This window comes from Planktotalea arctica (genome assembly GCF_002105285.1).
Lineage (GTDB): Bacteria > Pseudomonadota > Alphaproteobacteria > Rhodobacterales > Rhodobacteraceae > Planktotalea > Planktotalea arctica.
Genome location: NZ_MUHR01000001.1, coordinates 345,638 through 370,068 on the forward strand (window position 1 = coordinate 345,638; position 24,431 = coordinate 370,068).

General features: G+C 57.7%; 20 protein-coding genes. 11 read left to right on the forward strand and 9 right to left on the reverse strand.

Features of this window, described 5'->3' with window-relative positions; genetic code table 11:
• Positions 1-831, reverse strand: a complete 831-nt coding sequence (locus tag B9P63_RS01760) for a LytTR family DNA-binding domain-containing protein (protein ID WP_085306818.1) — start codon at positions 829-831, stop codon at positions 1-3.
• A gap of 353 nt (positions 832-1,184) precedes the next feature.
• On the opposite strand from B9P63_RS01760, the gene B9P63_RS01765 reads away from it, so the two are divergent.
• Both B9P63_RS01765 and B9P63_RS01770 read left to right on the forward strand, forming a co-directional pair.
• Positions 1,185-2,873: a tetratricopeptide repeat protein gene (locus tag B9P63_RS01765; protein WP_176219086.1), complete on the forward strand. Its 1,689-nt coding sequence runs from the start codon at positions 1,185-1,187 to the stop codon at positions 2,871-2,873.
• Position 2,874: 1 nt separating this feature from the next.
• Positions 2,875-3,690, forward strand: coding sequence for a 4-(cytidine 5'-diphospho)-2-C-methyl-D-erythritol kinase (locus B9P63_RS01770; protein ID WP_425439729.1), 816 nt, complete (start codon positions 2,875-2,877; stop codon positions 3,688-3,690).
• Here the strand turns inward: B9P63_RS01770 and B9P63_RS01775 are convergent.
• The gene (locus tag B9P63_RS01775; RefSeq protein ID WP_085306821.1) at positions 3,683-4,684 is read right to left on the reverse strand and encodes a polyprenyl synthetase family protein; all 1,002 of its coding nucleotides are present in this window, start codon (positions 4,682-4,684) and stop codon (positions 3,683-3,685) included. The genes B9P63_RS01770 and B9P63_RS01775 overlap by 8 nt on opposite strands.
• Before the next feature lie 54 nt (positions 4,685-4,738).
• Here B9P63_RS01775 and B9P63_RS01780 point away from each other — a divergent pair, with 54 nt between their 5' ends.
• The 3 genes from B9P63_RS01780 (at position 4,739) to B9P63_RS01790 (ending at position 5,997) form a co-directional block, all read left to right on the forward strand.
• Entirely contained in the window at positions 4,739-4,954 is a 216-nt protein-coding gene (locus B9P63_RS01780; RefSeq protein WP_085306822.1) for a putative signal transducing protein, read from the forward strand.
• Complete coding sequence (locus tag B9P63_RS01785; RefSeq protein WP_245830521.1) at positions 4,938-5,723, forward strand: tRNA1(Val) (adenine(37)-N6)-methyltransferase; 786 nt, start codon at positions 4,938-4,940, stop codon at positions 5,721-5,723. The genes B9P63_RS01780 and B9P63_RS01785 overlap by 17 nt, the downstream gene beginning before the upstream one ends.
• Before the next feature lie 109 nt (positions 5,724-5,832).
• Positions 5,833-5,997 carry a YdcH family protein gene (locus B9P63_RS01790; protein ID WP_085306824.1) on the forward strand — a complete coding sequence of 55 codons (165 nt, stop codon included), beginning with the start codon at positions 5,833-5,835 and terminating at the stop codon, positions 5,995-5,997.
• A 69-nt stretch (positions 5,998-6,066) separates the two neighbouring features.
• On the opposite strand, the gene carB is transcribed toward B9P63_RS01790, so the two are convergent.
• Positions 6,067-9,402, reverse strand: coding sequence for a carbamoyl-phosphate synthase large subunit (gene carB, locus B9P63_RS01795; protein WP_085306825.1), 3,336 nt, complete (start codon positions 9,400-9,402; stop codon positions 6,067-6,069).
• 197 nt (positions 9,403-9,599) lie between these two features.
• Here carB and aspS point away from each other — a divergent pair, with 197 nt between their 5' ends.
• A complete protein-coding gene (aspS, locus tag B9P63_RS01800; protein ID WP_085307052.1) occupies positions 9,600-11,375 on the forward strand; it encodes an aspartate--tRNA ligase in 1,776 nt (591 codons plus the stop codon).
• 74 nt (positions 11,376-11,449) lie between these two features.
• Here aspS and B9P63_RS01805 read toward each other — a convergent pair whose 3' ends face one another.
• Complete coding sequence (locus tag B9P63_RS01805; RefSeq protein WP_085306826.1) at positions 11,450-12,028, reverse strand: GcrA family cell cycle regulator; 579 nt, start codon at positions 12,026-12,028, stop codon at positions 11,450-11,452.
• A 129-nt stretch (positions 12,029-12,157) separates the two neighbouring features.
• On the opposite strand from B9P63_RS01805, the gene B9P63_RS01810 reads away from it, so the two are divergent.
• Positions 12,158-12,976: an ABC transporter permease gene (locus B9P63_RS01810; protein ID WP_085306827.1), complete on the forward strand. Its 819-nt coding sequence runs from the start codon at positions 12,158-12,160 to the stop codon at positions 12,974-12,976.
• On the opposite strand, the gene B9P63_RS01815 is transcribed toward B9P63_RS01810, so the two are convergent.
• Positions 12,966-13,850 carry a DMT family transporter gene (locus B9P63_RS01815; protein ID WP_085306828.1) on the reverse strand — a complete coding sequence of 295 codons (885 nt, stop codon included), beginning with the start codon at positions 13,848-13,850 and terminating at the stop codon, positions 12,966-12,968. The genes B9P63_RS01810 and B9P63_RS01815 overlap by 11 nt on opposite strands.
• 247 nt (positions 13,851-14,097) lie before the next feature.
• On the opposite strand from B9P63_RS01815, the gene B9P63_RS01820 reads away from it, so the two are divergent.
• Both B9P63_RS01820 and argF read left to right on the forward strand, forming a co-directional pair.
• Entirely contained in the window at positions 14,098-15,276 is a 1,179-nt protein-coding gene (locus tag B9P63_RS01820; protein WP_085307053.1) for an aspartate aminotransferase family protein, read from the forward strand.
• 76 nt (positions 15,277-15,352) lie between these two features.
• On the forward strand, positions 15,353-16,279 hold the full coding sequence (argF, locus tag B9P63_RS01825; protein ID WP_085306829.1) for an ornithine carbamoyltransferase: 927 nt from the start codon (positions 15,353-15,355) through the stop codon (positions 16,277-16,279).
• A 19-nt stretch (positions 16,280-16,298) separates the two neighbouring features.
• On the opposite strand, the gene B9P63_RS01830 is transcribed toward argF, so the two are convergent.
• The 3 genes from B9P63_RS01830 to hrpB form a co-directional block, all read right to left on the reverse strand.
• Positions 16,299-17,780, reverse strand: a complete 1,482-nt coding sequence (locus tag B9P63_RS01830) for an inorganic phosphate transporter (protein ID WP_085306830.1) — start codon at positions 17,778-17,780, stop codon at positions 16,299-16,301.
• Between the two features lie 113 nt (positions 17,781-17,893).
• On the reverse strand, positions 17,894-18,352 hold the full coding sequence (locus B9P63_RS01835) for an NUDIX hydrolase (protein ID WP_085306831.1): 459 nt from the start codon (positions 18,350-18,352) through the stop codon (positions 17,894-17,896).
• A gap of 70 nt (positions 18,353-18,422) precedes the next feature.
• On the reverse strand, positions 18,423-20,852 hold the full coding sequence (gene hrpB, locus B9P63_RS01840; protein ID WP_085306832.1) for an ATP-dependent helicase HrpB: 2,430 nt from the start codon (positions 20,850-20,852) through the stop codon (positions 18,423-18,425).
• 85 nt (positions 20,853-20,937) lie between these two features.
• On the opposite strand from hrpB, the gene meaB reads away from it, so the two are divergent.
• Positions 20,938-21,915 (forward strand): methylmalonyl Co-A mutase-associated GTPase MeaB, encoded by a 978-nt coding sequence (gene meaB, locus B9P63_RS01845; RefSeq protein WP_085306833.1) that lies wholly within the window; start codon positions 20,938-20,940, stop codon positions 21,913-21,915.
• Between the two features lie 68 nt (positions 21,916-21,983).
• Here the strand turns inward: meaB and B9P63_RS01850 are convergent, their stop codons facing one another.
• Entirely contained in the window at positions 21,984-22,997 is a 1,014-nt protein-coding gene (locus B9P63_RS01850) for a phosphotransferase family protein (RefSeq protein WP_085306834.1), read from the reverse strand.
• A 99-nt stretch (positions 22,998-23,096) separates the two neighbouring features.
• Here B9P63_RS01850 and B9P63_RS01855 point away from each other — a divergent pair, with 99 nt between their 5' ends.
• A complete protein-coding gene (locus B9P63_RS01855; RefSeq protein WP_085306835.1) occupies positions 23,097-24,332 on the forward strand; it encodes an acyl-CoA dehydrogenase family protein in 1,236 nt (411 codons plus the stop codon).
• Positions 24,333-24,431 lie beyond the last annotated feature (99 nt).

Sequence of the window (24,431 nt, forward strand, 5' to 3'; positions counted from 1 at the left end):
CTACGCCTGCCTTTTTCCGTTCAGCATCTGCTCGAGCGCGTCCTTGTTGCGGTTGCTCACCGGCAAAGTTCGCCCGTCCGATAGCGTGACCTCGTAGCGCCGACCGGATTTGGCAAGGCTGGCCGAATGTTTGCACGACACCCAGTGGGAGCGGTGCGTCTGTGTCCCTGGCATGCCGTCAAGTAGATCGACAGCATCGCTTAGGCGCATGAGGAGCATATCACTGCCAAGGGTCGTGGTCACTTCGACGTAGTGATCCTGCATCGACATGGAGATAATTTGCGCCTCGCGCAGCCTATCGGGGAGCCTTTGATACAGGCGCGGGATCATCACGGCGGCGGGCTTGATCGTCGCATCATCCGCGATTTGTGGCTCTTTGTCTTTAGGTAGGGAGTGAGGTTTGAGCTCAATTTCGGGCTGCGCACGAAAACGTGTCCAGATCAAATGCTCGAGCCCAGCGATCAGTAGCGCCATAATAGACACCTGTGCCCAAAGCGTTGGAAAGTTGACGGTTTCCAGATGGTCGGGGCGAAACAGCATGTTTATCGCGACGATAAAAGAGGTGCCGGGCACTGCACCGACCAAAGCACCCAGAAACAGGCGGAAAACGATGTGAACTCTGGCGAAAGCGGGGCTGTCGCGGATCGCGATCATGCAGGCTTCGATGATGTAGCCTATAACGCTGATGCCAATCGTCCAAAAAGCGACGCGATTCCAAAAGGTTAGATCATCGCTTGTGGCGAAAGGCCCGAAAAAGACGCAAACGAAAATAGCCAAGCCAAAGACCAGAATACGTTCGTCTCTTGGGGTTCGGCTAGCTTTTTCACGCATCGTGGAATTGCTTTTCTGTAGTTTTCGCGAAGAATCCCAGAGTTACACGTAGTTTGCCTTCGGATACAGGGCTTTGAACGTATTAATGAAGACGTGAGTGAAGGCAGGGTGCGTCCCCAAATGCAACCTGCGATAAAATTTTTAAAATAGTTTTAAACAGTCTCTGAGAGGCAGTGCTACTATTGTGCTGCCTTTCTTTTTTGGCTTGGTCAGGAAGAGGCGGTTCAAATTGCGCGGTGATCTGCCACCGATCTGAGGTGAAAGCGTTGCCTTACGTGGTGCTAGCCCCTAGATTCACTCCAAAGCTATACCAATAAGGAGCGTGCCAAGTGCCCATACGCATTTTGCGGCAAATGAGTCTGATAACGGCTCTTGCCGTCACTGGAATGCCAATCGCGGCTGAACCCGCATCGGGCGCTTACCTCGCGGCGCGCTCTGCTGCTGTAACCGGAGATTATGCCGCTGCCGCGCGTTATTACACGCAAGCGCTCGCACGCGATCCATCTAATCCTGAAATTCTCGAGAACGCCAGTTTCGCGCTGCTCGCCCTTGGCGACATCGATCGCGCTGCAGCGGTGGCGAGCAAGCTGATCGCCGATGGCCACGGTAGTCAAGTTGCGCAAATGGCGTTGATCGCGCAGCAGGCCGCAAAGGAAAATTACGCGGACGTGTTGGGGCGTATTCTGGACGACAAGGGTGTCGGTCCGCTGGTCGACGGCTTGCTGCGTTCATGGGCACAGGTCGGCATTGGCGAAGTCACCACGGCGCTGAGCAGTTTTGATGCGGTCGGCGGAGAGCGTGGTCTGCAAGGATTTGCGCTTTATCACAAGGCGCTCGCTCTTTCGCTGGTCGGGGATTTCGAGGGCGCGGATGCGATCTTTATGATGCCCGAATCCGGTGCGCTGCGCCAAACGCGCCGCGGCGCTATTGCGCATATCGAAGTGCTGAGCCAATTGGGCCGCACTGCGGATGCACTGGAAACGCTAAGCCAGTCTTTCGGCTCTGACCTGGACCCTAAATTGCAAAACATGCGCAAAACGCTGGAACAGGGCGAGAAGCTTGGCTTTAGTCAGGTCGCCAACGCGCGTGATGGTATGGCAGAGGTGTTTTTCACTGTTGCGAGCGCGCTTCGTAACGAGGCGAGCGAAGATTACACGCTGCTCTACTCGCGGGTCGCGGAATATCTGAATCCAAAACACATTGATGCGATCCTGCTCTCGGCAGGTTTACTCGAGCAGTTGGAGCGCTATGATCTAGCGAGCGCAACCTACAAAAAGGTCAGCCGCGACGACCCAGCCTTTCACGCTGCCGAACTTGGCCGCGCTGAAGCGCTGCGCCGCAGCGGCAAACCTGATACTGCGATTGAAGTTCTGGAAAGTCTGGCGCAAACTCATGGTGATTTGCCGCTTGTGCATTCCTCACTGGGGGATGCGCTGCGCCAGTTGGAGCGTTTCGAAGACGCGATCGTCGCCTATAACGCGGCGCTAGAGCGGTTTGACGAAGAGTTCAGTGGCCAGTGGTTTATCTATTACGCCAGAGGCATTTCGCACGAGCGCCTCGGCATCTGGGAAAACGCCGAAGCTGATTTTCGCAAAGCCCTTGAGCTAAATCCAGAGCAGCCGCAGGTTTTGAATTACCTTGGCTATTCGCTGGTGGAAAAGCAGATCAAGCTGGATGAAGCCTTGGACATGATCGAACGCGCGGTCGCGGCTCGCCCTGACAGCGGATATATCGTCGATAGCCTGGGCTGGGTATTGTTCCGCCTTGGGCGCTATGAGGAAGCAGTCGGTCATATGGAGCGCGCGACGGAATTGATGCCGATCGATCCGATCGTGAACGATCATTTGGGCGATGTGTATTGGTCGGTGGGTCGCTACCTAGAGGCGCAATTCCAATGGAAACGTGCACTGTCCTTTGTCGATTATGGCGACGCCAGCCAAGAGGCGGACCCGGATCGTATCCGGCGCAAATTGGAAGTTGGCCTTGATCAGGTGCTCAAAGAAGAGGGCGCACCGCCCCTCAGATTGGCCGATGAAGGGTAGTGTGGTTTCGCGCCTCGCACGCGCGAAGATCAATCTGACGCTACACGTGACGGGACAAAGGCGCGATGGCTATCACTTGCTTGATAGCCTCGTGTGTTTTGCGGGTGTTGGCGATCAAATCACGGCTCAAAGCGCGGATCATTTAAGCCTGAGCGTTGAGGGTCCACTTGCCAGCGGCGTGCCGACGGATGAACGCAATCTTGTCTGGAAGGCGGCGGAATTGTTCGGCCACGATAGTGGCGCGCATATTTCATTGACCAAGAACCTGCCTAATGCCGCGGGTATCGGCGGCGGCTCTGCGGATGCGGCGGCGAGCTTGCTGGCCTTGGCCGAGCTCTGGGATGTTCCCTTGCCGGAAAATGTGCTTGATCTGGGTGCTGATGTGCCCGTGTGCCTTGCCCCGATGGCGCTTCGTATGCACGGTATCGGTGAGAAACTATCGCTGGTTCCAGCCTTGCCGCCACTTTGGGCCGTGCTGGTCAATCCTGGCGTGGCTTTGGAAACACCGCCTGTTTTCAATGCGTTGACAGTGAAAGAGAACCCGGAGATGGAGTGTGTCCCGGACCTTCAAAGCGCTGCTGAGTTTGCCGGGTGGTGCGCTTTGCAGCGCAATGATTTGCAAGCACCCGCGATAGGTCTTGTCCCCGTCATTCAGGACGTTCTGAACGCTCTCGCACCTTCGCTTCTGGCACGTATGTCCGGATCGGGCGCGACCTGTTTCGGGCTGTGTGCCTCTGCGGAGGACGCGGAAATTCTAGCCAATTTTATCCGCGCGAATCACCCGGATTGGTGGGTCGTGGCGACAACACTTAGTTGATGCGCGCCACCACGTAGCTTGCGAGATCGCGCAACATGTCACGCACGGGATGCGCTGGCAGCTGATCAATCGCGGCGATGGCTTTGTTGGCCCATGCCAGCGCTTCGAGCCGGGTCTCTTCCAGCGCGCCGTGTTTGTGCAAAAGCGCGATTGCGGTTGCCAGATCACCTTCGTTCTGACGACCTTTTTCGATCGTGCGTTCCCAAAAGGCGCGCTCGTCAGTATTCGCTTTTGCAATCGCCTTGATCAGCGGCAACGTCAGTTTACGCTCGCGAAAATCATCACCGACGTTCTTGCCGGTTGCATTCGGATCGCCCTGCATATCGAGCAAATCATCGACGATCTGAAAAGCAACTCCAAGCGCATCGCCATAATCGAATAGCGCCTTCACATGTGCTTCATCTGCGCCCGCGATCACACCGCCGACTTCAGTGGCGGCCGAGAAAAGTGCAGCGGTTTTACCGCGCACCACCTGCAGATAGATCGCTTCGCTGGTCGCGAGGTCTTGCGAGGCGGAGAGTTGCAGCACTTCACCCTCAGCAATTGTCGCTGAAGCGTTGGCAAGAATGTCGAGAACCCGCAGCGAGCCGGTTTCGACCATCAGTTGAAATGAGCGCGAGAACAGGTAATCGCCGACCAGAACCGACGATTTGTTGTCCCAGAGCAGATTCGCAGTGGGGCGCCCGCGCCGCTGGCTACTTTCATCAACCACATCGTCATGCAAAAGCGTCGCCGTGTGAATGAATTCGACCGTTGCCGCCAAATGCACATGGTATGGCCCTGAATATCCACACAAATGCGCAGCAGCGAGGGTCAGCATCGGGCGTAGCCGTTTTCCGCCTGCCTCGACCAAGTGCGCGGTGACTTCGGGAATGCGCGGCGCGTGTTCGGACGCCATGCGTGTGCGGATGAGCACGTTGACCGCGTCCATATCGGCGGCCAGATAGGCCGCCATTGCATCGTGTGGCTTTACTGTAAACTCGTCCAAGCTCATCACACTCCCGTTCCTGCCCTCGACAAAGGGGGGCACCGCGATTAGATCATATCTATGCAAGAATTGATGCGCACCAACGACATAACCCTAACGGCCTTCGTTCGCGCCCTCCTTGACGAGGCGGGTATACCGATGTTTGAGTTGGACGTAAATATGAGCGTGTTAGAAGGTTCCATCGGAATCCTACCCCGGCGCATGATGGTTGCTACGCGCGATTATGATCGCGCAATACGGATTCTATCGGACAACGAAGTTGACCTTCCGTACTGAGCGCTTTGCGCCACACGAGCTGAGCATCGATGCCTTTTTGGGTGGAGCGCTGCAAATTGCCCAACCTGTTAAAGGATATCGTGCAGGCGTTGATCCTGTTTTGCTTGCGGCAAGCGTTTGTGCGCGTGCGGGCCAGCGCGTGCTGGAACTTGGATGCGGCGGCGGTGTTGCTTCCCTTTGCCTTGGCGCGCGCGTCGCGGGGCTGGTGCAGCAGGGGATTGAGGTGCAGCCTGCCTATGCCGCTTTGGCGCAGCAGAACGCGCGCGCCAACGGCATCGCGCTTGAGGTGACTTGCGGCGATCTCACCGATCTGAGCGAGCCGTTGCGGTCACGTCAATTTGATCACATTATTGCAAATCCTCCTTATTTTGATCGCTCACGCAGCATTGCGGCGGCGGACCTTGGGCGCGAAACCGGCCTAGGGGAAACCACGCCGCTTAGCGCATGGATAGTCGTTGCCGCGAAACGTCTTGCGCCCAAAGGGCAAGCGCATTTCGTGCAGCGCGTCGATCGTTTGCCTGAAATTCTGAGTACGCTGCGTGCACGTCTCGGCTCGATCGAAGTCCAACCCTTGAGTGCGCGAGCGGGTCGTGCGCCGCATTTGGTGTTGGTGCGCGCGAAAAAGGACGGGCGCGCCGATTTTATTTTGCACGCGCCCATCGTGGTGCATCGCGGCGCGGCACACGGCGAAAATGCCAAAGATTACAACCTGCTGATCGAAGCGGTGCTGCGCCAGGGCGCGGCTTTGCCTTTTGGTGGAACTGCGTAAATTGCGCGCAGGTTTAAGTTTTTGCTAACCACATGATGCAACTGCGGCGTGACATACCTAGATTTGTGTGGTGCACTGACGTTGCACATCCAGCCCAAGGAGGATTTCGATGAGCCTGAGTTCGCATCTGGAACAGCTGAAGAAGAAACACTCAACCCTGTCTGAAAAAGTCGAAGCAGCACAACGCTCGCCCGGCATTGATGACCTTCATGTCGCGGATCTCAAAAAAGAAAAACTTCGACTTAAACAAGAAATTACGCGCCTTTCGAGTTGAAGCGTAGTTTCCTTTAAGTGACCTTTAACCGGCGCGAGAGTGATCTCAGCGCCGGTTTTTTATTCGGGGTTACGCTGTGCCCTGCAAAGACATTACGGTTAGATCATCCGCTACCTGCGCCTCAATCGCGAGCGCAGCAGCCTGCGCGCCTGCGGCAGTGGTGAAGTAGGGGATTTTACCATAAAGCGCGACAGAGCGAATTTCGCGGCTGTCGTCCACCGCTTGCGCGCCCTCGGTTGTATTGATGACCAAGGCGATTTCCTCGTTCTTGAGGGTGTCGACGATGTTCGGACGGCCTTCATAGACCTTGTTCACGATGGAGCATTCAATGCCAGCATCGGCCAGCCAGCTTTGCGTGCCGCGCGTCGCGGTGAAGGTGAAGCCGAGAGAGGCGAGCAATTTCGCTGCCTCCAAAGTCTTCGCGGTTTTGTCGTCGTCGCGGATCGAAACGAAGACTTTACCCTCGCTTGGGAGCACAACGCCTGCCCCCATTTGCGCCTTAAGGAAGGCACGGGCAAAGGAGGTGTCCCAGCCCATGACTTCACCCGTGGATCGCATTTCAGGGCCGAGAATCGTATCGACACCGGGGAAGCGCGCGAAGGGCAGGACCGCTTCTTTCACGGAGAACCATGGCATGTTGTAATCGGCCAGCGTCATTTGATCTGGCATCGGCTGTGAGCCGGGAATTGCATCGCTGGGGTACGCGCCGCGTTTCGGGAAATTACTCAGCGGCTCGCCAGCCATCAGGCGCGCCGCGATAGATGCAATCGCGCTGTCAGTGGCCTTGGCGACAAACGGTACTGTGCGCGAGGCGCGCGGGTTCACTTCGATCAGATATATCTCATCGTCTTTGATCGCGAATTGTACGTTCATCAAGCCAACTACGTTCAAGGCCAAAGCAAGCGCATGTGTCTGCTCTTCGATCCGCGCGATCACGTCTTTGGAGAGCGAATAGGGCGGCAAGGAACAGGCGCTATCGCCAGAGTGAACACCTGCCTCTTCGATGTGCTGCATGATGCCCGTGACATGGACTTCTTTGCCATCGCAAAGCGCATCTACGTCAAGTTCGACCGCACCTGAAAGATAACTATCAAGCAGAACGGGGCTGTCGCCGGACACGACGACCGCTTCGGCGATGTAGCGTTCCAGCTGGGCCATATCGCGCACGATTTCCATGGCGCGACCACCAAGGACATAGGACGGGCGAATGACCAGCGGGAAGCCGATGTTGTCCGCGATTGCGAGTGCCTCTGCATCTGTGGAAGCGATGCCGTTGCGTGGCTGTTTCAGGCCAAGCTGGTTCACAAGTGCTTGGAAACGCTCACGATCTTCGGCGAGGTCGATCGCGTCGGGCGTTGTGCCCAGGATCGGAATGCCCTCGGCTTCCAGCGCATTGGCGAGTTTCAGGGGTGTCTGTCCGCCGAACTGAACGATGACGCCATGCAGGGTGCCGTTCTCAAGCTCTACGCGCAGGATTTCCATAACGTGCTCGAACGTGAGCGGCTCAAAGTAAAGGCGATCAGAAGTGTCATAATCCGTCGAAACTGTTTCGGGATTACAGTTGATCATGATCGTCTCATAGCCCGCCTCCGTCAGCGCGTAGCAGGCGTGGCAGCAGCAGTAATCAAACTCGATGCCTTGGCCGATGCGGTTGGGACCGCCGCCAAGAATAACGACCTTGTTGCGATCAGAAGGGCGTGCTTCGCATTCAACGTCGCCAAACGCGGGTGCCTCGTAGGTAGAGTACATATAAGGTGTCTGCGCCTCGAATTCGGCGGCGCAGGTGTCGATGCGTTTGAACACGGCAGTAACACCAAGTGCGTGGCGTGATTTGCGCACGTCTTTTTCCTTGAAGCCCGTCAGTTTGGCAAGGCGGGCATCGGTGAAGCCCATCATTTTAAGGTGGCGCAATCCGGCCTCATCGCTCGGAAGACCATCGCTTTTCACACGTTCTTCGGTGTCCACAATTTCGCGGATACGGGCGAGGAACCAAGGGTCAAACATGGTGACAACGTGGATTTCATCGTCCGTAAGCCCGTGACGCATGGCCTGCGCGATGGTGCGCATACGGTCTGGCGTTTGCTTGGAGATCGCTTTGATGACGGCGGATTTTTCTGGCGCGCCTTCAATGTCGATTTCGTCGAAGCCGGTCAGATCAGATTCCATCGACGCCAATGCCTTTTGTAGGCTCTCGTGGATGGTGCGGCCAATCGCCATGGTTTCCCCAACAGACTTCATTGCCGTGGTGAGATAAGGTTCGGAGCCTGGGAATTTCTCGAAGGCGAATTTCGGGATTTTAGTGACGACATAGTCGATGGTCGGCTCGAAAGACGCAGGCGTTACTTTGGTGATGTCGTTGTCGAGTTCGTCCAGCGTGTAGCCAACCGCCAATTTCGCGGCGATCTTGGCAATCGGGAAACCTGTTGCTTTGGACGCAAGCGCGGAAGAACGCGACACGCGTGGATTCATTTCGATGACAACCATGCGCCCATCTGCGGGGTTCACGGCCCACTGCACGTTTGATCCGCCGGTTTCCACGCCTATTTCGCGCAGAACCGCGATAGAGTGGTTGCGCATGATTTGATATTCTTTGTCCGTCAGCGTGAGCGCGGGGGCAACTGTGATCGAATCGCCTGTGTGGACACCCATTGGGTCGATATTTTCAATCGCACAAACAATGATCGCGTTGTCGGCGCTGTCGCGTACGACCTCCATTTCGAACTCTTTCCACCCAAGTAGCGACTCGTCCACAAGGATTTGGTTCACAGGGGATGCGTCCATGCCGGAGCGACAGAAGAACTCATAATCTTCGCGGTTATACGCCACGCCGCCGCCTGTGCCGCCCATGGTAAAGGCGGGGCGGATGATCGCGGGCAAGCCGACGTAGTCGAGCGTTTCAAGCGCGATGCGCACGCCCTCGGCAAGATCGGCTTTGCCATTCTCGCCAATCGGTGCAGTCACAATCGTCGCTTTGGGATTTTCGATGCCGAGGCGATCCATGGCATCGCGGAACAGTTTGCGATCTTCTGCCATTTCAATGGCTTCGCGTTTCGCGCCGATCATCTCGACGCCATATTTCTCCAATATGCCCATTTCTTCAAGGGCAAGGGATGTGTTCAACCCGGTCTGGCCGCCCATGGTTGGCAGCAGCGCGTCGGGGCGCTCTTTCTCGATGATTTTGGCGACCATCTCGGGCGTGATCGGCTCGATATAAGTTGCATCGGCGAGGTTCGGATCAGTCATGATGGTCGCGGGGTTCGAGTTGACGAGAATAACGCGATAGCCTTCTTCGCGAAGAGCCTTGCAGGCCTGTGCGCCGGAATAATCGAATTCGCAGGCTTGCCCGATGACAATTGGCCCCGCGCCGATGATCATGATGGAGGAAATATCGGTACGTTTGGGCATGGGCAGACCTCTTTTTCGGCGCGCGCCTGATAAGTGGCAGATCAGAGTCGCGGCAGCGTGCAAATTGTCGTGGGTTATAGACAGGGTAGGCGCAGGTTCAAGGGGCATATCTGCAAGCCCGGACACCACACTTGACTTTCGCGCGCCCGCGCGGTGTATCGGCTCTGATTTTATACGCCTTTGCGAAGGAAAACGCCATGCACGCCTACCGCAGCCATACTTGCGCCGATCTGAATAAATCCAATGTGGGCGAGACCGTGCGTCTCTCCGGTTGGGTCCACCGCGTGCGCGATCATGGCGGGCTTTTGTTTATTGATTTGCGCGATCATTACGGCATCACGCAGGTCATGGCCGATCCCGATAGCCCTGTATTTTCCCAGATCGAAAAGGTGCGTTCGGAGTGGTGTATCCGTATTGATGGCAACGTCATGGCGCGCGACGAGAGCTTGGTGAACGCCAAAATCCCAACGGGCGAGGTTGAGGTGTTCATTCGCGACATCGAAATCTTGGGCGCTGCATCCGAATTGCCGTTGATGGTGTTCGGTGATCAGGAATATCCCGAGGAAACGCGCCTGAAGTATCGCTATCTCGATTTGCGCCGTGAAAAGCTGCAAAAGAACATGAAACTGCGCTCTGACGTCGTTTCCTCGATGCGCAAGCGCATGTGGGCGCAGGATTTCCGCGAGTTCCAGACGCCGATCATCACTGCCTCCTCGCCCGAGGGCGCGCGCGATTTTCTGGTTCCGTCGCGCCAGCATCCAGGCAAGTTCTACGCGCTGCCCCAAGCGCCGCAGCAGTTCAAACAGCTAATCATGGTGTCGGGGTTCGATAAGTATTTCCAGATCGCACCGTGTTTTCGCGATGAAGACCCGCGCGCAGATCGCTCGCCGACAGATTTCTACCAACTCGATTTAGAGATGAGCTTTGTCGAGCAAGAGGATGTCTTCAATACGATCCAGCCTGTTGTTGGCGGTATTTTTGAGGAATTCGGTGGCGGGCGCAAAGTTGATCAAACGTGGGAGCAGATTTCCTACAAGGACGCAGCGCTTTGGTATGGCACGGATAAGCCTGACCTGCGCAACCCGATCAAGATGCAGGTTGTGTCAGAGCATTTCGCCGGTTCTGGCTTTGCGATTTTTGCGAAACTGCTTGAGCAGGACGGCACAGAAATTCGTGCGATCCCAGCACCAACAGGTGGGTCGCGCAAGTTCTGTGACCGCATGAACGCGTTTGCCCAGAAAGAGGGTCTGCCGGGGATGGGGTATATCTTCTGGCGGGATCAAGGTGAAGGCATGGAAGCCGCTGGACCGTTGGCCAAGAACATCGGACCTGAGCGCACAGAGGCGATCCGCCAGCAGCTTGGCCTTGGTGTTGGCGATGCAGCCTTCTTCCTTGGCGGCAAGCCATCAGCTTTCGAGAGCGTTGCAGGGCGCGCCCGCACCGAGATCGGCAGAGAGCTGAAGTTGATCGACGAAGATCGTTTCGCATTTGCTTGGATCGTGGATTTCCCGATGTACGAGAAGGACGAGGAGACAGGCAATATCGACTTCTCTCACAACCCGTTTTCGATGCCACAGGGCGGACTTGAAGCGCTGAACGGTGATCCTTTGGACGTGCTGGGCTACCAGTATGACCTAGCCTGCAACGGTTACGAGTTGATTTCCGGCGCGATCCGGAACCACCAACCTGACATCATGTTCAAAGCCTTCGAACTTGCGGGCTACGGCAAGGATGAAGTCGAGAAGCGCTTTGGTGGTATGGTCAATGCGTTCCAATACGGCGCGCCGCCCCACGGTGGTTGTGCGGCTGGCGTTGATCGCATCGTGATGCTGCTTGCGGATGAAGCGAACATTCGCGAAGTCATCATGTTCCCGATGAACCAGCGTGCGGAAGATCTGATGATGAATGCGCCCTCGGATGCGATGAGCGATCAGTTGATGGAACTTGGACTGCGGGTCATTCCACAGGACTAAAACTTCCAGCCCCGACAAAAGAAAAGCCCCGCAGCGAGAACTGCGGGGCTTTTTCGTTTCTGCGTTAAGCGAGGTTAACGGCGACGATCGCGGCGCGCGGACATGGGTTGGAAGGCTACGCCTACGTGCGCTTCGCAGTAAGGTTTGCCGGCTTTCACAGGCAGGCCGCAGAACCAGAAATCATCTGTAGCAGGATCGCCAACGGGCCACTTGCAGGTCCGCTCGGTCAATTCCATCAAGCTGATCTTCTTGGCCTTCTTTTCCACTTCACTCACTTTGGCGAGCGCCTCGGGGCTGATCTCGTTCGCGGAGGGCTGCGGCGGCAAAGGCTGGCCCGCAGGAATAATCGCGCGGCGCGCAGCAGAGCGTGGCGGGGGCGCTGTGGTCACCACGTCGGTCACAGGCGCGCTTGGCTTGGGGGCCGCTTCGACCTTGGGCGCGGCCTTTGGCTTTGGCTCGGCTTTGACAACCTTGGGTTTGGCATCTGGTTTGGCTGCGCCTGTGGTCGTGCGGTTCGACAGGCCAAGGCGATGCACTTTGCCGATCACGGCATTGCGCGTGACGCCACCGAGTTCTTTTGCGATCTGGCTGGCGGATTGACCCTCGCCCCACATTTTTTTGAGTGTCTCAACACGTTCGTCGGTCCAGGACATTCTGGCTTCCTTATGTAAAAAAGCGGCCCGCTTGCGCGCCGCTCCTGATATCTTGGTGCTTGGCCCTATTCTAATCACGCGTGGCTGAGATACAAGTCAAACGAATCAGCAGTAGATCAGGGGCAAGCAATGGCACAAAACGCGCCGCTAAACACACCCGAAATGGGGACGCGCCGTTTTGGCCGTGTCAATTGGCTCGGGCTCGAGACGCTTGTGCGCCGCGAAGTGCGCCGCTTTCTGGCGGTTTGGACGCAAACCTTGCTTGCGCCGTTGGTAACAGCCGGGCTTTTTCTTTTGATTTTCAACCTCGCCATCGGCCCGCGCCGCGGCGATGTGATGGGCGTGCCGTTCATCGAGTTTATCGCGCCGGGCATCTTGATGATGACGGTGATCCAGAACGCCTTTGCCAACGTCAGCTCGTCCATCGTGATTTCCAAGGTGCAGGGCAATATCGTCGACACGTTGATGCCGCCACTTGCGCCGCTCGAATTGGTGATCGGCTATCTTGCGGGTGGGATTGGACGCGGGATGTTCGTGGCTTTGGCGATCGGTCTCGGGCTCCTTTTGTTCTTGGGGATAGGCGTGCAGCATCCCGTTATGGCGTTGGTGTTCGTCGTGCTTGGCTCTGCCTTCCTTGGCGGGCTTGGGATTATCGCAGGGGTGTTCGCCAACAAATTCGATCAAATGGCGGCAATCACCAATTTCATTGTCACACCGCTCGCCTTCCTGTCTGGTACGTTTTACTCGGTCACGGTTCTGCCGCCTGTTTTGCGCGAATTGACCTATCTGAACCCGATTTTCTATCTCATCGACGGGCTGCGCTATAGCGTGATTGGCGTGTCGGACAGCGATCCGTGGATGGGCATGGTTATTTGCGCAATCGCCGTGATCGCCGTTTCGGCGATATCCTGGCAGATGTTTCGCACGGGCTACCGCCTTAAACCTTAGCGATGCGCGCCTCGCGCCATGCTAAGAGCGCCGCACCTGCAATAATGATTCCCGCACCCAGAAACGACGTGGCACCGGGGATCACATTGAAGATCATTGCGTCATACGCTGCGGCAAACAGCAAGGTGGCGTAGCTGAAAGGCACGACAAAGGACGCATCCGCGCGCGCGACGGAATTCAAAAAGCAGGTCTGCGCCAGTGCCATGAAAACCCCTATCCCGGCGAGTGCGATCCATTGGTGCAGGCTTGGCGGTTCCCACAGGGTCAACACCGCGAGCGTTGCGATGATCAAGCCAATCGCGTTGTTGACCAGTAATATCTGAAACGGTCGCTCGCGCCGCGAGAGCCGCTTGATGAAGATGACTTCGAGGCCAAGCATCAACGCCGCGCCAAGCGCCAGCAGCGCCCCCGGTGCAATCGCACCTGAGCCGGGCCGCAGCAGGATTAGCGCGCCGATCATGGCGATGCCCGCCGCGCTCCAACGCACGGGGCCGACCTTTTCTCCAAGCAGGAATATTGCGAAGATCATTGCGAACACAGGGTTGAGAAAGCTGATCGCCGTTGCGTCCGAGAGTGGGATAAAAGCGACCGATGCAAACATCAACGTCACCCCCACCGCGCCGCATGTGGTGCGCAGCACGTGCAGTTTCAGATGCACAGGGCCGAAGTGGGGCCGCATGAGCAGCGCTGCGCTACCCAGCGTTAACGCGGCAAAGAGGAAACGCGCATGCGTGATCTGGATAGGATGCAGCGGCGCACCAAGCGCTCCTGTTCCGATCGCCTTGGCCAGCAATGTGGTCGCAGCGATGAAAGCAGTGGCGCAGATCATTAGTGCCATGGCTAGGCGCGGGTTGGGGGTGGGCAGATCGTCCATCCGCTAGACCTGCTTTGAAAACGGCGGCGCTGCAAGCCTCCTTCGCACTTGCGCTTTGCGTGCGTCGCTGTATGAAAGCAGCCATGGTCAAAACAGCTCATAACCGTCTCCGACGACTTTAGCGCCGCGTTTAACTGCGTTTGATCCGCCTGCATGACGGCCACGTTTTTCATGCCTCACCCAAATTGTTGACTTGCCCGAGCCGCTGAGGCACTCAAAGGGCTTCATAATGTCCAAGGATACGTCCATGATCCCTTCTGTTTTGCCGACCTATTCACGTGCGCCGCTGTCTTTCGTCAAAGGCGAAGGGAGCTGGCTGTTTGAGGCGGATGGGCGACGTTTTCTTGATCTGGGCGCAGGCATTGCCGTCAATGCGCTGGGTCACGCGCATCCCAAGCTGATCGAGGCGCTTACCACTCAAGCAAACGCGCTGTGGCATGTGTCCAATCTTTATCAAATCCCGCAGCAACAAAAGCTGGCGGATATGCTCGTTGATTTGACTTTTGCAGACACAGTTTTCTTCACTAATTCCGGCACGGAAAGTTGCGAGTTGGCCGTCAAAATGGCGCGCAAATACTGGTACGAAAAAGGCGCGCCCGAGCGGGTTGAGATTATTACTTTCGAGGGCTCTTTTCATGGGCGCTCTTCTGCTGGTATCGCAGCTGCGGGTTCGGAAAAGATGACCAAAGGCTTCGGCCCGCTGCTTCCCGGTTTCAAACATCTGCCGTGGAACGATCACGATGCGCTGAACGCGGCCATCAACGGTCAAACCGCAGCAATCATGATCGAACCCGTGCAAGGCGAGGGCGGCATTCGCCCGCTGCCCGATCAATGCCTAAAAGGCCTGCGCGATCTGTGCGATGAACACGGCATCTTGCTCATACTTGATGAGGTGCAATGCGGCGTTGGCCGCACGGGCAAGCTCTTTGCGCATGAATGGGCGGGAATCGAGCCTGATATCATGATGGTCGCCAAAGGCATCGGCGGTGGCTTCCCCCTAGGTGCAGTGCTCGCCACCGAAAACGCCGCCTCCGGCATGACGGCTGGCACGCATGGCTCCACCTATGGCGGCAATCCTCTGGGCTGTGCAGTTGGCTGCGCTGTGCTTGAAACGATTGCCAAGCCTGACTTTCTCTCTGATGTCTCCCGCCGCGCCGGTACCTTGCGTCAGAGCCTGGAGGGCCTCATTGCGCAGCACCCAAATGTCTTCGAGAGCGTGCGGGGCGTAGGCCTGATGCTTGGTCTCAAATGCAAAGCCGCTAACGTTGATGTGGTAAACGCAGGCTATGCGAATGAGGTGATTACAGTTCCGGCAGCAGATAATGTCATCCGCCTGTTACCTGCCCTCAATATCACAAACGAGGATATCGCCGAGGCCATCAAACGCCTCAGCGCCGCCGCCAAACAGATCGAGCAAACCTCCTGACTTCTTCGGTCTAAAAATACCTCGGGGAGCGCGAGGGGCTGGCCCCTCGTTCCTCCGGCAGAAAAAAGAAAAGCATATGAACCACTTCCTAGACATCCATAAGACAGATCCCACCGCTCTCAGTGGCATTATCTCCCAAGCCCGCTCGATGAAAGACGCACGTGTCGGCCTGCCCAAAGCCACGCTCGACGCAGAACGTCCGCTCGCGGGTCATATGGTCGCGCTGATTTTTGAGAAACCCTCTACCCGCACGCGCGTGTCCTTCGATGTTGGCGTGCGTCAGATGGGTGGCGAAACGATGGTGCTGTCTGGATCTGACATGCAGCTTGGTCACGGCGAAACAATCGCCGATACCGCGCGCGTGCTCTCGCGCTATGTAGACCTCATTATGATCCGCACATTTGATGAAAGCGTGCTGCTGGAGATGGCGGAATATGCAGATGTGCCAGTGATCAACGGCCTTACGGATCGCACACACCCTTGTCAGATCATGGCGGATGTCATGACCTTTGAAGAACATCGCGGCCCGATCAAAGGCAAGAAAGTCGTGTGGTGCGGCGATGGTAACAACGTCTGTGCGTCCTTCTTGCATGCGGCGGGGCAGTTCGGTTTTGACATGGTGTTCACCGGTCCACACCAGCTTGATCCCGAGGATGACTTTGTCGGCCAGGCGCGTAAGGCGGGGGTGAGTGTTTCGATCGAACGCGATGCGCATAAGGCTGTGGAAAACGCCGATCTCGTGGTTGCAGATACATGGGTGTCGATGCACGACAGTCAATCTGCCAAGGAGCGCCGCCACAACATGCTGCGCCCTTATCAAGTGAACGAGGCCTTGATGAAGAGCGCCAAGCCTGATGCGTTGTTCATGCACTGCTTGCCCGCGCACCGCGAGGAAGAAGCGACAAGCGCTGTCATGGATGGTCCAAACTCGGTGATCTTCGACGAGGCGGAAAACCGTCTTCACGCGCAAAAGGCGATTATGCGGTGGTGCTTGGAAAAGTGACCGGACTTTTGGTTCGCGGCTAGGTCGCGAACCAGTACAGAACGGTAAAGATGACGGCAGACATGAACGCGGCCGCTGGCACGGTGATGACCCATGCGGCGATGATAGTCATGAAATGCGAGCGGCGCACCAGTTTGCGGCGGCGCCGCTCGATCGGGGCGATGGTTTTCACCTCCGGCAGGGTGCCTGGCACTTTGCGCAAACGGCGCTCCATATGCCACTCGCGGTAAAAGCCGACACCGAAAATACCGCCGACCGCGATATGAGTCGAACTGACGGGCAATCCGAGCCAGCTTGCGATGATCACGGTGATCGCAGCAGAAAGCGCGACGCAATAGGCGCGCATCGGGTTCAGTTTGGTGATCTGGCTACCGACCATACGGATCAATTTGGGACCGAACAGGAACAGACCGAACGAAATGCCGAAGGCACCGATCACCATGACCCACATGGGGATCGCGACATTGGATGAAAAATCGCCAAATTCAGAGGCATGTACGATCGCAGCTAAAGGCCCGACCGCGTTGGCGACATCGTTTGCACCATGGGCAAAGCTAAGCAAAGCGGCAGAGAAGACCAAGGGAATGCCGAACAGGACCTTGAGCGATTTGTTACGGTTCTCCAGCCCTTCGGATTGGCGATGGATCAGTGGACGGGTGATGAAATACGTAACGATACCAATCGCAAGGCCGATCAAGAGCGCGGTTTGCAGATCGATCTTCACGATCCGCTTTAGCCCCTTCATGGACAGGTAGGTGGCGAAAACGCCAGCCATGATGCCGATAAGGACTGGGACCCAAACGCGCGCGGCTGCGATCTTGTCTTCGCGGTAGATGATGTTGTGCTTTATGAACGCAAGGAACATTGCCGCGACGACACCGCCAAGCACGGGCGAAATGACCCAGCTTGCTGCGATTGCGCTCATCGTGGGCCAATTGACGGCGGAAAGCCCCGCAGCGGCGATACCCGCGCCCATAACGCCGCCCACGACGGAATGGGTGGTGGAAACAGGTGCGCCAACGTAGGTCGCAAGATTGACCCACATAGCGGCGCTGATCAACGCTGCCATCATGGCCCACATGAAGACCTGACCATCTTCCACGGCCTTGGTGTCGATGATGCCCTTTGAAATGGTAGATACGACATCGCCGCCCGCGAGCAGCGCGCCCGCGCTTTCGCAAATTGCAGCGATGGCAATCGCGCCGCCCATAGACAGAGCATTGGCACCAACCGCAGGGCCCATGTTGTTGGCGACGTCATTCGCACCGATATTGATCGCCATATATGCGCCAAAAGCTGCGGCAGCAGCGACGATAAGCGTATGTTCATCCCCGCCGAACCAAAAGATCACGGCAAGGCCCGCCAGCAAGATAAAGGCGAAGGACACCCCAAGGCCGATCATCGGGCGCGACACGTAAGCGGTCGCCATTTCTAACTGGCTGATCCGGTTCAGATCGCGATCAAGGGTTTTCCACTGGCTACCAAGGGGATCTTCGGCCATTTTATTCTCTCTCGCACTTGAAAACGTCGTCAAGCGCGGGGGTAGAGGCGAAAACGCTTCATGACAAGGGACAGGTGCGTCAAAGATGTGACTTGGTGGCTCTTAACCTGGTGTCAAAAGGCTTTGAGGATGTCCTTTAAACCGGGTTCGTCGACCATTTCGGCGGCATCCACAGGGCGGACCCATTTACGTTCCCGCTGCGCAACCTCTGGAAAATCATCCTCGAGGCGCTTGACCTCGATCGCAAAAACTTGGGTCGCGCAAGATACCGTTGCTCCGCCGTCCAAGCGTTTCAGATAGTCATAAGACCCGACAGGTTCCGGCCTGATATTCGCGGGTTTGACGCCGGCTTCTTCCCAAGCCTCTTGGGCAGCGGCGGCGCTGGCATCAAGACCGTCGATGGGCCAGCCCTTTGGTAAAATCCAGCGTTTCGTGTCGCGGCTGGTAATCATCAGGACCTTGCGATCCGCGCCTGAACCTTGATAACACACGGCCGCCACTTGCACGCGATCAGGGCGCTGCACCATCGGCTGCACGTACTCTGCCCAAGCCCTTTTAAAAATATCTACCATAATCACCTGCCAAATCTGTTTCTTGTTTTTAGGGTGAGAACCTTAACAGATTGTTCAAAAAACACAAATATCAGCTTTTTCGCGGCTTTCTGCGCAGTGTCGGGTCGGCCTCGCGGGGGTTTTCCGGCCATGGATGTTTTGGATAGCGCCCGCGCATGTCCTTGCGCACATCTGCGTAGGATGTGTCCCAGAACGCGGGAATATCCGTGGTGGTTTGTACGGGGCGGCCTGCGGGCGACAAAAGCGTAACGCGCAGCGCTTGGCCTGCAACAACGGGGTGTTTCACGGTGCCAAACATTTCTTGCAGGCGCAGTTCAATCTCGGGCGTGCCGTGGGAGTAGTCTACGGGAATGCGCCGCCCAAGCGGCGTTTCCACGTGCGAGGGGGCGGCGGCATCAAGGCGCTGGGTTTGCTCCCAAGTGAGGCGTGATTTCAATGGCTCCAGCAGGCTCAGGGTCTTGAATTGCTCGGCGGTTTTAATGCCAGAGAGGTATGGCAGCAGCCAGACCTCGGCGTTCTCCAACAGCGCGTCTTCGGACATATCTGGCAAATCTTCGCCTGATTGGCGCAAAAGTGCGGCGCGTGTTTGAAAACGGCGCTCCGCAGCGGAGAGGTTCAAGCCCAACGTGCGCACGCCCTCCAGCATAGCTTTGGCAATGTCTTCCTCGGGCGCGTCTTTCCAGATGCGTTCATCCAGCGCCAATGCGCCCAGCTTCTCAACCGAGCGCGTGGTGACGCGGCGGTCACGCTTGGACCAGACACATTCATTTTGCCACGCGATTCGATCACCATAAAGCGCGCGAATATCGGGGAGTGTGATCTGCGCGGCTTGGCGTATGCGTGCCTCTCGTGGATTGCCGTCAGTGTCCGTCACCACGATATAGGGCGCGCTGCTGAGGCTGTCGTCCTCCTCGAAAGCCGCGCCCTTGCCGCCCGAAAGGACATAGCGCGGCGCGCTTCCCTTGCGTCGCTGACCGATGCGGTCGGGATAGGCGAGAGCCGTGATTGCACCCAGAGAGAGAGGCGCGGCACCGTTGTTTGACGTGAGTTTACGCAGGCGCTTGATCTCTTGGCCGATCCTTGCGGCGACCTCTTTGGGCAGGCTCCGGTCCTTGAGCGCGCGCAGGCGCAACGACAGATCAGCGCCCGCGTTGCGCCCCAGCGGGTCGCGTTCATTGAGGAGCGCAGCCAGTTCAGCGGCTTGGGGGCCTGCGGTGGTGAGCATGTGACCAAGGCGAGGATGCAGCGGGAGGCGCGCTAGGGCGTTGCCATGGGGGGTAATGCGGCCATCCTTGGTGAGCGCGCCGAGGTCGTTGAGCAGGCTCTGCGCTTCGCTGAGGGCGGCGGGTGAGGGAGGCGTGAGGAAGGGCAGGTCTTCGGGCGGCGCGCCCCAAAGGGCGAGTTCGAGCGCGAGGTCTGTCAAGTCAGCGGTTTCGATTTCCGCAGGCGCATAAGCAGGCAGGGCCCCGTTCTCGCCCTTAGCCCAAAGGCGATATGCGGTTCCAGGTGCGAGGCGGCCTGCACGGCCTGCGCGCTGCTCCGCTTCCGCGCGCGAGGCGCGCTCTGTGACCAAGCGCGCCATGCCCGTGCCGGGATCAAAACGCGCGCGCCGCGCAAGGCCACCATCAACAACGACACGGACATCTTCGATTGTCAGGGAGGTCTCGGCGATAGAGGTCGCGAGCACGATTTTACGTTTGCCGCCTACCTCGGGCTGGATCGCGGCGCGCTGGTCCTGGAATTTCATTGCACCGAAAAGGGGATGTAGGGCCACGTTGGGGCCAATGCGTTTGACGAGTAGGGCCTCGGTTCTTCGAATTTCGCCCTCGCCTGGTAGGAAGGCGAGGATGCCGCCGCTCTGCTCATTTAGGGCAGTCTCAATCAGATCGGCCATGGCATTTTCCAGGCGCAAGCCCTTGGCGCGGGGGCGGGGCAGAAAGATATGCGCGACTGGGAAACTGCGCCCCTTGGACGTGATAATCGGGGCATCCCCCAAGAGTGCGGCAACGGGGGCGGCGTCGAGCGTGGCGGACATGACGATCAGCGCGAGGTCTTCGCGCAGCGCCGCGCGGCACTCGATACAGAGCGCGAGACCGAGATCGGCGTTGAGAGAGCGTTCGTGAAATTCATCGAAGATCACAGCGCCCACACCCGGAAGTTCGGGATCGGATTGGATCATGCGCGTCAGGATGCCTTCGGTCACGACTTCGATCCGCGTGTTCGGCCCGATCTTGCGCTCGCCGCGCATCGCATAGCCTACGGTTTCACCAACGGCATCTCCAAGCTGGGCTGCGAGCCGTTCAGCCGCTGCGCGCGCGGCAAGGCGGCGAGGCTCCAGCATCACGATTTTGCCAGTGACATGGCCGGATTTGAGCAGCGCGAGCGGCACACGGCTGGTTTTGCCTGCACCAGGGGGTGCCTGCAACACCGCCATGCCGCGCGATTTTATCGCATGGATCAGTTCTGGCAGGACATCGTCGATGGGCAAAAATTCGTGCATCCGCTACATATCGTCCAAAGCGCGGGGCTAGACAACGCCTGCTTGCTCGGGGAAAACCGCAGGTGAGTTTTCGAGAGGCTGCATCATGGATATCCCAACGCTCGCCGCGTCCGTTTTGAACGGCAATCGCCGTGCCCTGTCGCGCGCTATCACTTTGGTGGAAAGCGCGCGCTCTGATCACCGCGTGCAAGCGGCTGAACTGCTGGAGGCGTTGGCCAAGAGCGAACGTCAAGCGTTGCGCATCGGTCTGTCCGGCACGCCCGGTGTCGGAAAATCCACGTTTATCGAGAGCTTTGGCATGATGCTGATCGCGCAGGGTTTGCGGGTTGCGGTTTTGGCGGTCGATCCCAGCTCTGCGCGTTCGGGTGGCTCGATTTTGGGGGATAAGACGCGGATGGATCGCCTTTCGCGGCAAGAGGCGGCGTTTATTCGCCCCTCGCCCTCGCAAACGCATCTGGGCGGTGTCGGTCGCCGCTCGCGCGAGGCGGTGGCGGTTTGCGAGGCGGCGGGATTTGATGTGGTACTGATCGAAACGGTCGGTGTAGGGCAATCCGAGACTGTCGTGGCGCAGATGGCGGACCTGTTTGTACTGCTGCTTGCGCCAGCTGGGGGCGACGAGTTGCAGGGCGTCAAGCGCGGGATCATGGAAATGGCCGATCTGATCCTTGTGAACAAGGCCGACGGCGATTTGAAATCGGCTGCAATGCGCACCATGGCGGATTATGCGGGGGCGTTGCGGCTTTTGCGCAAGCGTGCGCAGGACCCCGAGGGGTTCCCCAAAGCACTGGCGGTTTCGGCCTTGGAAGAGAACGGTTTGCAAGGCGCATGGGATGAGATGTGCGCGCTGAATGCGTGGCGGCAAGATGAGGGCTTCTTTGAGCGCACGCGCGCAGAGCAGGCGCGGTTCTGGTTCGAGGAAGATGTGCGTCAGGCTATGTTAACCAGATTGCGCGAGGCAGGGCCTTTGCGCGATGCGATGGATGATTTGGGCGATCTGGTTGCGCGCGGGGACGTGACGCCCGCGCTCGCGGCGCAGCGCATGCAGGAGTTGCTCGGGGGGTAGATTGGGGGCCGGCCCCCATCTCAGCAAGCTGAGATCCCCCCGAAGTTTATTTAGGAAGATGAAGGGGTTTAAGAGGTCAGCTTGCGGGCATCGCGTGCGAGTAGAGCGACGAAGCCTGCAATCGTGTCGTTGTTTTTGGGGTTGGAAGCGTTGCCATCAAGAGCGCGTTTGAGCACGCCTTGCACGATCGCGAGGAAGCGGAAGTAGGAAAAAACCAGATAGAAGTTCCAATTGTCTGGAACTGTTGTGCCGCGACGTTCGCAATATTTGGCGAGGTACTCAGCTTCTGTTGGGATGCCGAGGGCTGTGCGATCAATGCCAGCGAGGCCTTTGAATTCGGCAGCATTGGGCAAGCGCCAGTGCATACATTGATAGGCCAGATCGGCGAGGGGATGACCGAGTGTGCTCAGTTCCCAATCGAGGAGCGCGAGGATTTGCGTGCTGTCTTTGGCGTAGATCATATTGTCGATACGGTAATCGCCATGCACGATCGCGCTGGCCCTGTCATCCTCGGGCATGTTCGCGGTGAGCCAGTCCATGACGTAATCCGCATCGTGAAGCGCGCGGGTTTCGGCGGCTTTATACTGTTGCGTCCAGCGTGAGACCTGTCGCTCAAAGTAGTTGCCGGGTTTACCGTAATCTTCGAGGCCGACACTGGCGGGATCGACAGAGTGGAGCGCAGCGAGCGTGGCATTCATCGCGTCGTAGATGGCCGCGCGCTCGGGCTCGGCCAGATCAGGCAAGGCGGGATCCCAGAAAATGCGGCCATCAAGATAGCCCATAACTAAGAACTGCGTGCCCATCGGGCTTTCATCGCCAGAGAGGTGGAGCATTTTTGGAACGGGAACATCCGTATCCGCGAGGGCCTGCATCACGCGGAATTCGCGATCGACGGCATGGGCGGATTTCAGAAGCTTGCCGGGAGGTTTGGCGCGCAGCACATATTTGGAAGTGCCGGAGGTGATCAGATAGGTGGGATTGGACTGCCCATCAGAAAATTTATCCACGCTGTCGAGCGCGCCGAAGTCTACCACATGCTCTTGCAGGTAGCGTTGCAGGTCCGCGTGATCGTATGTGTGCATGTCGTTACGTTCCGTCAGTTGGCATGGACAAGGTTACCCGCAGTAAGCAATCCTTTGCCCAAGCCCACAACCGTTACCTTGCGAAAGGACGCCCCCGATATGAGCATGAACCTAGGACTAAACCCAAAGCACGCCCCGCTTTTGCAAGCTGTGCGCGACATGATCCGCGACGAGATCATGCCGCTTGAGGACGAATATCACGGCGAGATCGGCAAGGGGGATCGCTGGACGTATACGGAGCGGCAGGCGGAGATACTGGAGGGCTTGAAGGCAAAGGCGAAGGTGGCGGGGCTTTGGAATTTCTGGCTGACGGATAGTGAGAGGGGCTTTGGTCTTACGACAGTGGACTACGCCTATTTCGCCGAGGAGATGGGGCGCACGCCACTGGGAGCGGAGGTGTTCAACTGCTCCGCGCCCGACACGGGTAACATGGAGGTGTTCGAGCGCTATGGCACGGATGCTTTGCGTGCAAAGTGGTTAACGCCGCTGCTCGATGGGCAAATCCGTTCGGCCTATTTGATGACGGAGCCGGATGTTGCAAGTTCGGATGCGACGAATGTATCGCTGTCCTGCGTGCGCGACGGGGACGAGTACGTTTTGAACGGCGAGAAATGGTGGGCGAGCGGGGCCGGTGATCCGCGTTGCAAGGTCTATATCGTGATGGTGAAAACCGGCGATGACGATGCGCCCAAACACCAACGCCACTCGATGATTGTGGTGGATGCCGCCAGTGCGGGGATCGAGATTTTGCGCCCCATGCAGGTATACGGCCATGATGATGCGCCGCACGGGCATATGCACATTCGTTTCACGGATGTGCGCGTGCCTGCGGAGCAGCTGTTGCTCGGCGAAGGGCGCGGTTTCGAGATTGCGCAGGGGCGCCTTGGTCCCGGGCGCATTCATCACTGCATGCGCTCGATCGGGCAGGCGGAATCGGCTCTGGAAATGATGTGCAAGCGATCCTTGGAGCGCGAGGCGTTTGGCAAACCTTTGGCGCAGCTGGGTGCGAATTTCGACATTATTGCAGAGTGCCGTATGGATATCGAACAGGCGCGCCTAATGTGTCTAAAGGCTGCATGGATGATGGATAAGGGCGATGGCCGCGCGGCTGCGCCCTATATTTCGCAGATCAAGGTTGTTGCGCCGAATGTGGCGCTGAAAGTGATCGATCAAGCGGTGCAAATGTTTGGCGCGCAAGGCATTTCCCAAGATACGCCGCTGGCGATGGCCTGGACATGGCAGCGCGCCTTGCGCTTTGCGGATGGGCCCGACGCAGTACATCGCCGCCAAGTTGCGCGGGCGGAGTTAAAAAAATACACACAGGAACGCATGTAACACCCTCAACTCAGCCTGAATCGCTTGACGCCTATCGCTTATCTCCATAAGAGCAGCCAAGAGATTTATATGCGCTCGAAAGAGTCGCACCAATTTTTC

What these genes read in the sequence shown, in the direction of transcription:
- B9P63_RS01835 (WP_085306831.1), bottom strand. Translation starts at nt 18,352, where the DNA reads ATGGTAGATATTTTTAAAAGGGCTTGGGCAGAGTACGTGCAGCCGATG.
- B9P63_RS01790 (WP_085306824.1), top strand. Translation starts at nt 5,833, where the DNA reads ATGAGCCTGAGTTCGCATCTGGAACAGCTGAAGAAGAAACACTCAACC.
- B9P63_RS01820 (WP_085307053.1), top strand. Translation starts at nt 14,098, where the DNA reads ATGATCCCTTCTGTTTTGCCGACCTATTCACGTGCGCCGCTGTCTTTC.
- argF (WP_085306829.1), top strand. Translation starts at nt 15,353, where the DNA reads ATGAACCACTTCCTAGACATCCATAAGACAGATCCCACCGCTCTCAGT.
- B9P63_RS01830 (WP_085306830.1), bottom strand. Translation starts at nt 17,780, where the DNA reads ATGGCCGAAGATCCCCTTGGTAGCCAGTGGAAAACCCTTGATCGCGAT.
- hrpB (WP_085306832.1), bottom strand. Translation starts at nt 20,852, where the DNA reads ATGCACGAATTTTTGCCCATCGACGATGTCCTGCCAGAACTGATCCAT.
- B9P63_RS01810 (WP_085306827.1), top strand. Translation starts at nt 12,158, where the DNA reads ATGGCACAAAACGCGCCGCTAAACACACCCGAAATGGGGACGCGCCGT.
- aspS (WP_085307052.1), top strand. Translation starts at nt 9,600, where the DNA reads ATGCACGCCTACCGCAGCCATACTTGCGCCGATCTGAATAAATCCAAT.
- B9P63_RS01775 (WP_085306821.1), bottom strand. Translation starts at nt 4,684, where the DNA reads ATGAGCTTGGACGAGTTTACAGTAAAGCCACACGATGCAATGGCGGCC.
- B9P63_RS01805 (WP_085306826.1), bottom strand. Translation starts at nt 12,028, where the DNA reads ATGTCCTGGACCGACGAACGTGTTGAGACACTCAAAAAAATGTGGGGC.
- B9P63_RS01815 (WP_085306828.1), bottom strand. Translation starts at nt 13,850, where the DNA reads ATGGACGATCTGCCCACCCCCAACCCGCGCCTAGCCATGGCACTAATG.
- B9P63_RS01850 (WP_085306834.1), bottom strand. Translation starts at nt 22,997, where the DNA reads ATGCACACATACGATCACGCGGACCTGCAACGCTACCTGCAAGAGCAT.
- carB (WP_085306825.1), bottom strand. Translation starts at nt 9,402, where the DNA reads ATGCCCAAACGTACCGATATTTCCTCCATCATGATCATCGGCGCGGGG.
- meaB (WP_085306833.1), top strand. Translation starts at nt 20,938, where the DNA reads ATGGATATCCCAACGCTCGCCGCGTCCGTTTTGAACGGCAATCGCCGT.
- B9P63_RS01765 (WP_176219086.1), top strand. Translation starts at nt 1,185, where the DNA reads ATGAGTCTGATAACGGCTCTTGCCGTCACTGGAATGCCAATCGCGGCT.
- B9P63_RS01760 (WP_085306818.1), bottom strand. Translation starts at nt 831, where the DNA reads ATGCGTGAAAAAGCTAGCCGAACCCCAAGAGACGAACGTATTCTGGTC.
- B9P63_RS01855 (WP_085306835.1), top strand. Translation starts at nt 23,097, where the DNA reads ATGAGCATGAACCTAGGACTAAACCCAAAGCACGCCCCGCTTTTGCAA.
- B9P63_RS01780 (WP_085306822.1), top strand. Translation starts at nt 4,739, where the DNA reads ATGCAAGAATTGATGCGCACCAACGACATAACCCTAACGGCCTTCGTT.